The following is a 13,227-nucleotide window of genomic DNA, read 5'->3' on the forward strand; positions in this document are numbered from 1 at the left end:
CCAATTATACTATTTGTATAAGATACCTCGTTCTAATCCAAATAAGTATATCCACTTCTCTTTTACTTTCTTTCCTGTAAGTTCACTTAATGCATTTGCATAAAGTTCTAACTGTTTTTTGTATCTATTTAAAATTTCTTCTGTATTTTCTTCGTTCACAAAATCTGTTTTGTAATCAACTAATACAATTTCTCCATCTTCTTCAAAATACGCATCTATTATACCCCTCATCATAAGAGTTTCATCATCATAAATATTTACTTCATCTCTCAATATCTCTTCATCGTTAAAGTATACATCTTTCATATTAACCCTAGAATATATTACTTTTTCTCTATAAATAAGCTCTGATTTAAGCATTCTTTTACCTAAATTACTCTTGAAAAATTTGTATACTTTAAACGGATTTACTGCAGCCGCTTGATTTTCTGTTATAACATTTCTTTTTATTAAATCATCTATTTGCTCTTTAATACTGTCAATAGTTGCAACTCTATTTAGATCTACAAGCTGCATAAACATGTGCACTATAGTACCTCGCTCAGATGAACTTATCTTATTCTTTACTTCACTATTTTGGACAAATAGAGGTTTTTTTAGACTAGTCTCGTACTTATTTTGACTAAATATATAATCAGACAAATCCTCATCGTAATTCTCTTGTATTTTTTTTATTTCAGTAATTGAAATGCTCGATGGTTTTACAGTACTCAAGTTGTATGAGTATCTGTAGTTCAGAGAATCCTCAATTAACTTACCGTAGTTGCTATTGTATTCCTCGAAATCGATGTTTTTGATTATTCTTTCTACACTATTTTTTTCATCAATCTCTACAGAATTTATGCTGATCTCATCTCTATTCCATATTCTAGTTGTCCATTTCGATCTATCATCGTCAATACAAATATTTAAATTTAAGTTTTCTCTTATATTTGCCGAGTCCTTATGCTTAATTACTACAGGCATTATCCAATCTAAATAGTTTCTTCCTTTAAAAATTCCATACTCAGATATCTTTCCACTACTATCTATATTCGATGACCACTTGTCCAAACTTTTATCTACACTTTTAGTTGAACCTGTAAGTATTAACTTTTCCTTTGCTCTTGTAAGAGCAACATAAAGTACTCTCATCTCCTCTGATAAGTTTTCCATTAGTATTTTCTTTTTTAAAGTCTCTTTTGCAATACTAGGAAATGATATTCTCCTATCAAAATCCACAAAATGCGGTCCATACCCTAGGTCCTGATGGTATAAAATATTCTTTCTAAAGTCCTGCATATTGAAATTTTTACCTAGTCCAGAACATATCACTACAGGGAACTCAAGACCCTTACTCTTATGGATACTCATTATTCTAACTACATTTGCGTTCTCTCCTAAAGTCTTTGCACTTCCCATATCTCCACTAGATTTTTTAAGTTTATCTACAAAATTAATAAAGTTAAATATGCCTTTATAACTTGTCTCTTCAAACTGCTTTGCTCTTTCAAACAGAGTTCTTAAATTAGCCTGTCTTTGAACTCCTCCTGGCATAGCACCTACATATGCGTAGTAACCAGAATCATTGTACATATACCATAAAAATTCGTAAGTACTCATGTATATCGATTTAATTCTATACTCTTCAAGTTTGTTCAAAAACTTCTTGCTCTTAAATATTGTCTCTAAAAATTCAGATTCGATTTCTGCTTTAAAATTTAATTCTTCAACATTCTCAGTATCAGTTTCGATATTATCTTTTGTGTGATCCACAGCTTCAAATTTTGATAAAATCTTTAAAGCTTCATAAAAACTTCCTTCCCTATCTACAACCCTTACATTTACAAGATCTTCTGGTGTAAATCCAAATATTGGCGACTTTAAAACTGCTACTAAAGGTATATCTTGTATTGGGTTGTCGATTACTTGTAGCAGAGATATCAAAGTTTTAATTTCTATTGTGTCAAAATATCCAACCCCTATATCTGCAAATGTCGGGATATCCATATTTATAAGCTCTTCGGAAAAAACTGGTGCCCAAACTGAGGTTGCGCGTAGTAATATTACGATGTCTTTAAACTCTACTGCTCTGTAATCGTCTAAAGTCTTATCGTACACCTTTTGAATTTCGCCACCTTTATTTGGTTTCATCATTTCTTTAATAATTTTGCCTACCATTCTCGCTTCTATCTGAATATTGTCGAGTTCCTCATGTTCATCTTCGTTATCATTGTATTCATCATCAAAATTGTATTCTTCGCTTGAATTTCCATTTAAACTTGATTTTAACTTATCGTTTTTCTCAATTAAATGTACTTCGGTAGCTCCTCCTACTACAGTATTTTCACATTCATTTTCTTTAAAACTTGCCCCTAAGTTTAATCTTTCATCTTCTGTGTATGCTATCTCACCTATATTTACACTCATTATATTTTCAAATATATAGTTTATTGAATCGATTACTTCATCCCTGCTTCTAAAATTTTTGTAAAGCATTATTTTTCTATGGCGACTTCCTTTTTCAGTACTGTAGTCGTTGTATTTACTTAAGAAAAGCTCCGGTCTAGCTTGCCTAAATCTATAAATACTCTGTTTTACATCCCCGACCATAAATCTATTAGGATGCTCCGATTTAGAAACTGATTTAAGAAGAACTTCTTGTACAAGGTTGCTATCCTGGTATTCATCTATAAATATTTCATAAAAAGTTTCCTGATACTTAATAGCAACTTCAGAAGGTACCAGCTCTCCATCCTCTCCCTTATCTGTAAGTATCTTTAGTGCGAAATGTTCTATATCATTGAAATCTATAATAGATTTCTCCCTCTTCTTTTGAGCATATCTTTCATCAAATTTAAGCACTAAGTCAGAGATCGGCTTCATAAGTTGGTACAGTATATTTAATTCATAAGTTATAGATTTACTATCCTTATTAAACGAAGTTTTTATTATTTCTTCTATAGACTTTTTAGCTTTATCCCTAGTTGCCTTAGATCTATCTTTATATATTTTGATGTACTCAGGTGCATCTTTTGGTATTCTTTTTACACCTTTTACGTAGTTCTCAAATTCAAATTTCGATAGTTCTTTATAGGTTTCTCCCCATGAAATTTTACAAGCCTGTAATATATTTTCTATTTTTTTGTACTCAATTTTTAATTTATCATTAAAAGTTTCTATTTCTTCTATACCTTCTATATTGTCGATAGCATTTCTCATATCTTGCACAACTCCGGCAAGTTCTAGCTCAACAGATTCTAGTAAATACTTCGCCCATATAGAATCCGAAAATTCGAAGTCTTCATCTATATTAAACATCTCAGCTGATTCGTTTAGCCACTTTGTTGGTTCTGGTGAAGTCATCGCAAAAGAATATATCTGAAGTAACATATCCTGTATAGATTTATCTCCACCTCTCTCTGCATAACTTTCAACTAAGTTTAGAAAACCTTTATTATTTTCTTCGTACAGCTCATCAAAGACTTCCTCCAGTGCTTCTTTCTTAAGAAGTGTACACTCTGTCTGATCTCCAATTCTAAAATTAGGATCAAGTTCTATTGTATGAAAATTTGATTTTATTACATCTAGACAGAAGGAATGTATAGTAGTTATACTAGCCCTATTTAAAAGTAGTATCTGATTTTGTAAAAATTTACTTTCCGGATTTTTATCAAGCTCTTTAACTATAGCATCTCCAATTCTCTCTCTCATCTCTGAAGCTGCTGCATTTGTAAATGTAACTACTAAAAGCCTATCTATATCTATAGGATCTTCTTTTGAAGTTATCATTTGGATAATTCTCTCAACCAAAACTGCAGTCTTTCCCGACCCTGCAGCAGCTGAAACCAGAAGATCGGAATTACTATTATCTATTACTTCTTGCTGCTCTTTTGTCCATTTAGGAGAACTCATTTTACAATATCTCCTTTCATCATTTGAATTATCTCATCATTAGATTTTTTGTTGATTATCATGTATTTATTGTCTTTAAGTGTAGTATCAAACTGACATATAGCTGAATATTTACAGAAATCACATGATGTTGAGTTATTGTGTTTGTACGGAGATATATCAATATTTCCACCCATCATGTCTTCACATATATCTACTATTGTCTGTTTTACATATTTTCTTATTATATCGAATTCATCATAGTCAACAAGAGAAGTACCTTTACCTAATGTTCCGTCTTTGTTAAAGGATACAGGTATAATAAGCGATGTCTTTCTTCCTTCACCTTGAAGATTCTTATCCATCTCTCTTATTATGTCGCTGTCTTTTAATAACAGACCTTTCATTCTAAGCTCTTTTAAAATAGCCTCTTTGATCTCTCCATCATCTTTATTCTCATTAAAGCTTGCTATTGGATCATCTATTTTAAAATACATTATTGCTGCAGGTTTAAGATCTACACCTTCTGTATTTTTACTCTCAAGCATTGCATCTAAGTAAACCATCAATTGAAGTTGAAGCCCATGGTAAACATCCGTCAAACTCATTGATTTTGTTCCCGATTTGTAGTCTATTATTCTAATGTACTTTTCTTCGCCCTTTTCAAATTCATCAATTCTATCTATTTGACCAATTAATTTTATTTCTTCACCGTTTTGTAATACTATTTTTATAGGAGGATATTTACTATCTATCCCAAACTGAACCTCGTATTCAGCAGGCTCAAACGCCCCGTTTTTAATGTGATGACTTATAATCGAAATTGAACTTGTTAGCATCTTTTTTAATCTAAATGAAAGGTATTTATATCTGGCAGAACTGTTTAAGATATACCCAGGTATAACTTTTATCAGCTCATCTACAATAACTGAAACCTTTTCTTTGATATAGTTATTATCTATATCTCTCCATCCTAGCCTGTCCTTTGAAAGCTCTTTTGAGAATATCTCTAGGATATTGTGGACAAATATCCCTAGGTCTGGAGGAGTAAAGTTGTACTCTTTTCTCTCCTTAGCCTTAAGTCCATACTGAATAAAATACGAAAACGGGCATTCCGAATACTTTTCTAATCTGGATACACTTAGTAAATTGCTTTGATAAAGCTGTTTTACTTTTTTATCTTCTATTTTACTTAAGCGGTTTGTATATCTAAGACCTTTTAGAAGGTTATCTGTTATAGTTTTATACTGATCATCTTTTAAGAAAAATCTATAAACATCCAACCAAATACTGTTTAACACCTCTTCGTGATTTTCATCTACATCATATTCTTTAAAAGCATTTATCATTTCATTAAAAGTCGGCTTTTTAGCTGTAATTTTCTTAAGAATAGTATCATCATTCTTTTCACTAAGCTCTACCAGATAGCTCGTGTCTTTTACATTAGGAAATATTTTTTTTAATCTGGATACAATAGTCGACGGTCTAAGTGTCTTACCTTCATGATCTGATATCGGGTAAGATACTATTAGATTTTCCTTTGTTGATGTAAGTGCTCTATAAACTAAAAACTGTTCTTCATATGTTTTTGTCTTGCTGTCTATATCAACTTCTATTCCCTTTTCTTCAAGTAAATATCTATCTTTATCGTTAATTAAACCATCATCTTTTGTTATCATCGGAAATACTCCATCAATTGCTCCAACTAAATACAGATATTTTGTATCTGTATTTTTCATCCTATCAACACTACTCACTAGTACTTGATCAAGACTTGGAGGAACTAGTCCGAGTTCATTTTCTTCAAATCCCAAATTTAAAAGTTTAGTAAATCTATCTATTGATATAAACTCATCTCCAAGAAGTTCAACCATTTGATCAAGCATATCTACCACTATATCCCATATCTGCGAATACTGGCTGGCTCTATCTAAATCTCCTGCCGTCTTAAATTCGGAGATTAAACTTTCTATAGTCTCAGGTAGTTTTATATCAAGCAAAAATTCGTAAATATACTTGCAAATTTCTTCTACCTTATTTTTTCTCTTTAACTTACCTTGAAACTCTAATATTGGTCTAAGAACTTCATTCCTAATTTCATAAATCCTATTTTTTAAATTCAATTCATACTCACTTTCATCATTTGAGTAATTATGATTAACACGATAATTCCATTTTTCTTCAAACCACTTATTTCCTTTTATTCCATTTGCAAGCACATAGTTTTCTAATAAACTAATATCGTCATCATCAAAACCTAGAAGTCCGCTCTTTAGGTATCTAAACATAGTGTCGTACTTATAACCTTTATTTTTCATCTCTAAAATAGATATAATAAGCACAATTATAGGGTTACTCTTAGCTTCTCTTTTTTTATCTATAAAGTAGGGTATATCATACTCACTGAAAATTGATTGAACTAAGAAATTGTATCTATTCAAATCCCTTGTAGCAATTGTTATATCTTTGTATCTAATACCTTTCTCTCTAACTAAAATAGTTATTTCTTTAGCAATCTCTTCTATTTCGTGGTACAAGTTGTTAAACTCTTTTATTTCAATATTATTTGTTTTATTATTGTAAATTTTATATGGGTAAAAGTTATAGTACTTTTCTAAATGTAATAGCTCTTTATTTCCATCAAATCTCTTAATATCACCAACATTTAAATTAATAGGCTTAAGAACCTCTATAGACTCTTCTTTACACATTTTTATAAACTTATTATAAGTAAATTTTGTCCTAGAGAATATATCCATTTTGCTATAACCAAGATCATCTACCCTATCTAAAGTAAGAGATATATTTACTTCCTTAGCTTTTTTCAAAATTTCCTTTAGTGTATTATACTGTTTTGGTGTAAATCCCGTAAATTCATCTATATATACTCTAGCTCCATCTAAATAGTTAGACATAGATATTTTATTTGCCAAGGACTCCAGTATATCTTGTGAATCAACATACTTTTCATGCAAATTTTTCTCAAATGACTCGTAGATTTTACTTATATCTTTAAGCTTCATACTAAGCATTTCATTTTCAATTCTATCCGAAACTTCATCTAATTTCTCATAAGATAAATTGTACTGTTTTAACTCGGATATAGTATCCGATATAGAGCTTATAAATCCTGGCTGTGTCATTGATTTAGAAAAAACTTTTAGTTCATCTGCTACACTTTCAACTGCCTTATATGTAATCATTGCCTTTCCACTAGTATTAATATTTACATCAGTAAGACCACCAACTTGTGAAAAAACAATACGACTAAGTGAATTAAAACTAAGTACCCTAGTTCTTAGGTACTTGTCCTTTTCTTCCCTTAAATACAATTCACTAACTTTTTTTTCTATTTCAAACGTATATTGATCTGGTACAATAAGTAAAACTGGAGTTTTTTCATCAGACTTAACTTGCCTTTTTATTTCATCAAGTATATATGAAGATTTTCCAGCTCCACCACGACCAAAAATAAATCTAAGTGCCATAAACCTCACTCTCCAAAATCTCAAAGTCTACATCTTTATTGTTGCATAATTTATTAAATTCGCAGTAATTGCAGTGTTTTTTATTCTTAATTAATTTAATAGCATTTTCTCCTGTGTTAATAGTGCTTTCATCGCTTTTCCAGCACATACGTTCTATGTTATTATTATACAACATTTCTCCATCAATTTGTACAGATTCTGCATCATTTAAAAATATATTCTCATTATCAGTAAAATCGGTTTTTTTGATCATATCTACATAATTCACAATATAATTTTTAAATGTTTCATGCTTTTCTTTGTCGTACAAAATGCTTATCTTCGTATCTTCAAACCCTGGTTGATAATATGTCATCTTTACATTTTCAAATTCAACTTGTATACCAAACAGCTTTGGAATAACCTCCTTTGCTAAAAACATATATACTATTGTCTGTACCCTACTTTCGACATTTTTATAGTTTATCTTTCTAGCTTCAGTCTTCCAATCCCATATCTCAATGGAGTCTTCACCTACTACTATAAGATCGTACATTGCTTGAATTTTATTTCCATTTAAATTGAGTGAAATCTTATACTCTGTCAAATATTTTTTATTTTGTTCTATAGGGATATCTCTCTTAACTCTATCTAACCACTTTATAAATTTACTTCTATCATCATCACTTATTATATCCATTCCAACTGGTATAGAATTGAAATGCCTTTCGCACAAAAGATGAAAATCTAGACCAGTTTTTAAACTGTCATAATATCCTCTACTCTCAATATCGTCTTTCATCCAATTTATCTTATCAATATACTTGTATTTAAACTTTACTGGACATGATTTATATGTATTTATCGAGTTTTGACTGTAGTTAAAATTCACTAATTTTCTATTCATCTCATCATTCCCATTCTCTTTTACTCAGTCCTCTTAGAAATTATATACTTTCCTAGCTCTTTTATATAATCGCAAGGGGCTTGTTCTTTATTCTTTCGACCTATATCTGCATCATTTCTATACGCGCTACTAGATAAAATCAACATCTCCTTGGCTCTAGTAATTCCAACATATAAAAGCCTAATTTTCTCATCGATCAAACTAATCTTTTCTTCATATGTATGATTACCTGAGTATTTAGACCCGCTAATTTCATCTACTTCAGATTTAATTACTGCTACAGGATTTTTGTATTTTTCCTTTAGAAACCACTTTTCACCTTGGAATTTTTGATTTATATTGTCTGGGAAATTATACTCTGTAAGACCAAGTAAAAATACACAATCCCATTCTAATCCTTTAGACTTATGATAATTGCAAATTGTAATGCTTCCCGGCTCTGGTTCATACCCGTTAATTTCGTACACGACATCTATTATATGCGAAAACACTCTACTTTTGCTATCTGCCAAGATGCTGTGTAAATTACTCAAATCGAAATGTACATCTTCAGTACACAGGTATTTTGCATAAAAAGATATGTAATCAACTATTGCAGACTCCTCAACACTCAAATCTATACTATCGCCAATGTACATTATAAGAAGATCAATCCTAGTTCTAGGGTAACCAAGTACTTCTCTTATACTTATTAAGCTTTCTTTAAATTTTTCAAATACACTGCTTCCTTCAGGTAAGTTTAGAAGATCCTCACCTAAATCTAATCTGAAAGATTTATCATTAAAAGTACCGTACAATAATTCTTCTACGCTATAATTCTTATGTTTAACATAATCGATTAGCGTTTCACTTGTTTCATCTGAATAATCGTCTAGATGAATTTCTTTAATAGCCTCTAAAAGTTTATCAACATCATTGCTATTTAAAATAAAATCAAGGACAGATGAAATTTTATTTATCACCTTTCTCTTCTTAGCAGAGTTAGGACCAAGCTCTTCAAATTCAAGTTTATTTTCCGACATAACCTCAGCAATTTGGGTACTTGATTATTAAAAGGTACAAGTATACCTATGCTTTTATCTGGATATTTCTTATTTATTCCCTTTACATATCTCACTGTATTTTCAATCTCTTCATTCCAAGTTTTGTAAAGTTTTATATTTATATTATAGTTATCTGAAGATGGATTTGACTTATATCCCTCTCCTTCTGGAACTGTTTTTATATCCATATACTCAAGTGCATTTCTACACTCTTCCTGTTTAAACTCACATGTAACATACTCTGCCAATTTATTTGCCAAATCTAGCACATCTTTTGAGCTCCTACCTGACATATACATCTTGTAGCACATCTGTGCTTCTTCCATAAACTGTTTAAAAAACTTTGGATCTGATGAAGAAAATGTGCCCGTTATACTCTGGTTAACATCTCCAACTCTGACCAAATTATTATTTTTTTCAGAGATCTGTCTAATTATCTTACCCTGAATTTCATTAGAATCTTGGCATTCGTCTTCAAATATATATTTATATCTATTTTCAAATTTAGCTCTTAAGCTCTCGTCATTTTGTAAAGCTTTATTGGCAAATATAAGTATATCATCGTAGTCTAAGAGACCATTTTGTTTTAATTTCTTATCATACTGTTTATATATAGGGTATACAACCTTCAGAAACTCAACATCGCTACTATAAACTAAGTTTCCAAGAATCTCAGGCGTTATTTCCTTGTACTTTAACTGACTTATAGCATTTATAACAATATCAAAAAATCCATTTTCCCAAGAATCCAAAGTTCTCTGTCGCCACTCAGGATCTTTTTGTTCCTTCACAAACCAGCTAAAACTTCTTTCTCCACCATTTGTTCTAAAATTTTTTATACAATCTGTAAGAATCATATTTTTTTGTAAATCATCCGCAATATTAAAGTCTTCACTAAGCATAATAGCCTCCGGATTCTCTCTGATGATTTTTATTGCTAAGCTATGTATAGTCATAACCTCATATGAATCAGTTCCATTTATCTCATTTTCTTCTAACAATTTTTTAATTCTGCCTTTAAAATTGTTCACTGCGCTATTCATATATGTTAATATAAGGATCTTTTTTCCATCATTTTTTCCCTCACGAAGAAGCTTTACAACTAAGTTAGTAACAATAAAAGTCTTTCCAGCTCCAGGAACTGCTGGAACTGCCATAGTGCCGGACTCATAGTTTATTATTGGAAGTTGGTCTTCCCTGTATTTTATATTATTCAAGGTTATCAGACTCCTTTCCACTCAACATATTCATAAATATTCCGTACAAATTACTCTCCTGTACATATCCATTTACAGAGTACTCACTTTTAAAAGTGTACACCTTTTGGGCAAAAGACAAAATATTGTATATTGTGTTGTATAGATAGTATTTCTTATAGGTCTCTTCCATTTCCTTTGTAAATACTTGATTTTTAGCAAAAGACTTTCTAAGAACTACTAAATTGCTAATTTCTTTTTCTATTTTCATACTCCATAAATTACTGCCAATATCCACCCAAATCTGTATAGGCCTATTCATCTCTGAAGAAATATAAGCATAAGGAGTAGTCAGAATAAGATCCCCTCCATCTTTTATTTCATTTAAATCCATGATTGAGTAATAATCATAAGTAGTCATTTTAAATGCCTCTATGAAAATTTCCTCTTTATTCTTTTTACTTGTTATTTCTAATAGCTCTATATTCTCAGTAAAAGACTTGCTCTCATGTACAATTTGCTTACATATTTTAACATTTTCTTTTCCATGTTTAAGTTGAAGCATATGATCAACATAAAACTTTATTAAAAATTCATATATCTCAATATCAACATCTCTTTTTCCTTTTATATAATCAATAATAGCTTTATAATCTCTGTAATTTTTACAGTATAAATCATTTAATAGATCACCATTTTCTATAATAAATCTATCATTAAATATATTCCTAGCAACAATAGGATTAACACCTAAAACAACTTCAATAAAATTAATATACTCTTCATCATTGATATAATCATCTTTATCGTATAGTAAGCACGCAGCAACAAGTAGAGCATTTGCATAAGGATAGTCTGTAATTTTTCTATCCAGTTTAGTATTTTTAAGATTTAAAGACTTTCGGCTAAGATAAGACTTTAATCTCATATCAAGAACTGTATTATTAATAGGTGAGATCAAAACTATATCCTTAGGATCTGCACCATTTTTTATAAGATCATCAATCTTTTTATCTATTGCATCTACCATTTGATTATATAGCTGACTTGAATCGTTTAGAGAAATATCAAAATCAAGCGAATAAATATCTCCTAAAGTAGCACCTTTATATATTTCATCAAAATCTACACTATTATCCATCTGAGAAAGTATTATCCCATTTATATACTCAAAATCCACATTATTAAATACTGAATAATCCTTCTTTCTATCAAAGTATATATGCGTCTCTTTTAAATATTTAGAAACTTTATCTACAAAATCTACCTCAGCGTTAGAAGAAAGCTCTAAACTATCTACTATCAAATAATCTAAATTAGAGCACAATCTTTCTAGATAATCAGAGTCATTTAGCAAGAATTTGTTGTACAAATAAACGCTCATTGCATTATCGAGCATAGCATTTGATAGTAAAGTATCCATATAATAATTAATAACCTCATCCATTTGACTATAAGAAAACTTAACCATAGAATCTTTATTCTTTTTCGACGAATAAATCTTATCGCCAATACTCATTAAATCAACAAGATTATAAGCCGATTTTTCTATATTTAGCTTTATACTATTTGCAATCGACCTACTCGTAGCAGTAATATCAGCAAAGTATCCTTCCAAATTTCTCTTTTCCTCTACTTTAGAAATCAATAAATACTCGCATAAATTATTTGAAATAAACACTGGTGAAACACACTTCTTTTTTATATTCGTACATCTTTTTAATATTAACGGCCAGTATTTAACCAATTCTTTTTTCACAAACCCTATATATGTAGTAATATTTAACTCTTCGCTAAAATCCAAATTTATTAAATTCCTATAATTAAACACAAGATTTGATCGAGGAACCAAAAACATAATTTTAGAAGATCTTAGTTTTTCTTTAGTTACTAAATCAATATATTTTTGTAATGATTTACCATTATTTTCCTTATAATATAAATACTTCATACTTCACCTCATCAATTATTATATTATTAATTATAACATAAAGATCTTAGATACATGTCGAAGTAGATAAAGAGGTGTCTCCGACAAGTATAACCCTACAGTTAGGCATAATCCAAGATCTTAAACATATTTTCATACTAATCTTTCTTATTTTAATATGTACTTCAATCTTAATTCAGTAGTCTTCGACTATTACTATTCAACTTGAGGTTAGCCAAAAAAGAAATAAAAAATAAAAAATACAATATTAACTAAAAATTCTCAGATCTTGATCTTGTTCATAACTTTGTGATCTTGTTCATAACTTTGACTTTGATCTTCCCCGAAACACAGCCCTAACGTAGGAAGCTTTTAAGGATTTAGATTTAAATAAAAAGAAGATTAATGGTTGAATTTCGAATGGATATGATGATGTTGTTGTGAGCTTTTAGATGTCTGGCGTGGTTTCTTAGCCAGCCTACAAGCTCACATCAACATCATCATATACGTTCGGAATTTAACCATTAACCCCTCCATTTTTTAAATTAAAAATAAAAAAAGACTACGTGGCTACGTCTTACTCTCCCAGGCAGTTTCCCACCAAGTACCATCAGCGCAAGAGAGCTTAACTTCTGTGTTCGGAATGGGAACAGGTGTATCCTCTCTGCTATAGTAACCACATAATCTTTAAATTAGAGTTAGTACTCTAAAAACTACATATATAATTTAGTAAATCATCTAAAATCAGGTCAAGTCCTCGATCTATTAGTATCGATAAGCTCCATACATTGCTGCACTTCCACCTTCGACC

6 protein-coding genes and 1 rRNA gene are annotated in these 13,227 nt (G+C 30.3%); all 7 read right to left on the bottom strand.

The window, feature by feature from the left end; genetic code table 11:
• Window positions 1-9: 9 nt before the first annotated feature.
• Complete coding sequence (addA, locus tag T473_RS0113200; RefSeq protein WP_024622325.1) at window positions 10-3,894, bottom strand: helicase-exonuclease AddAB subunit AddA; 3,885 nt, start codon at window positions 3,892-3,894, stop codon at window positions 10-12.
• Complete coding sequence (addB, locus tag T473_RS0113205; RefSeq protein ID WP_024622326.1) at window positions 3,891-7,361, bottom strand: helicase-exonuclease AddAB subunit AddB; 3,471 nt, start codon at window positions 7,359-7,361, stop codon at window positions 3,891-3,893. The genes addA and addB overlap by 4 nt, the downstream gene beginning before the upstream one ends.
• Window positions 7,351-8,247: a PD-(D/E)XK nuclease family protein gene (locus T473_RS0113210; RefSeq protein WP_024622327.1), complete on the bottom strand. Its 897-nt coding sequence runs from the start codon at window positions 8,245-8,247 to the stop codon at window positions 7,351-7,353. Before T473_RS0113210 ends, addB begins: the two co-directional genes overlap by 11 nt.
• Before the next feature lie 20 nt (window positions 8,248-8,267).
• Window positions 8,268-9,269: a 3'-5' exonuclease gene (locus T473_RS19285; protein ID WP_242825941.1), complete on the bottom strand. Its 1,002-nt coding sequence runs from the start codon at window positions 9,267-9,269 to the stop codon at window positions 8,268-8,270.
• Window positions 9,206-10,507 (bottom strand): UvrD-helicase domain-containing protein, encoded by a 1,302-nt coding sequence (locus tag T473_RS19290; protein WP_242825942.1) that lies wholly within the window; start codon window positions 10,505-10,507, stop codon window positions 9,206-9,208. Before T473_RS19290 ends, T473_RS19285 begins: the two co-directional genes overlap by 64 nt.
• A complete protein-coding gene (locus T473_RS0113220; protein WP_024622328.1) occupies window positions 10,500-12,437 on the bottom strand; it encodes a hypothetical protein in 1,938 nt (645 codons plus the stop codon). Before T473_RS0113220 ends, T473_RS19290 begins: the two co-directional genes overlap by 8 nt.
• 543 nt (window positions 12,438-12,980) lie before the next feature.
• Window positions 12,981-13,097, bottom strand: a 5S ribosomal RNA gene (rrf, locus tag T473_RS0113225).
• Window positions 13,098-13,227 lie beyond the last annotated feature (130 nt).

The sequence above is a fragment of the Clostridioides mangenotii TR genome (assembly GCF_000498755.1).
Taxonomy (GTDB): Bacteria; Bacillota; Clostridia; order Peptostreptococcales; family Peptostreptococcaceae; genus Metaclostridioides; species Metaclostridioides mangenotii_A.

What these genes read in the sequence shown, in the direction of transcription:
- addB (WP_024622326.1), bottom strand. Translation starts at nt 7,361, where the DNA reads ATGGCACTTAGATTTATTTTTGGTCGTGGTGGAGCTGGAAAATCTTCA.
- addA (WP_024622325.1), bottom strand. Translation starts at nt 3,894, where the DNA reads ATGAGTTCTCCTAAATGGACAAAAGAGCAGCAAGAAGTAATAGATAAT.
- T473_RS19285 (WP_242825941.1), bottom strand. Translation starts at nt 9,269, where the DNA reads ATGTCGGAAAATAAACTTGAATTTGAAGAGCTTGGTCCTAACTCTGCT.
- T473_RS0113220 (WP_024622328.1), bottom strand. Translation starts at nt 12,437, where the DNA reads ATGAAGTATTTATATTATAAGGAAAATAATGGTAAATCATTACAAAAA.
- T473_RS0113210 (WP_024622327.1), bottom strand. Translation starts at nt 8,247, where the DNA reads ATGAATAGAAAATTAGTGAATTTTAACTACAGTCAAAACTCGATAAAT.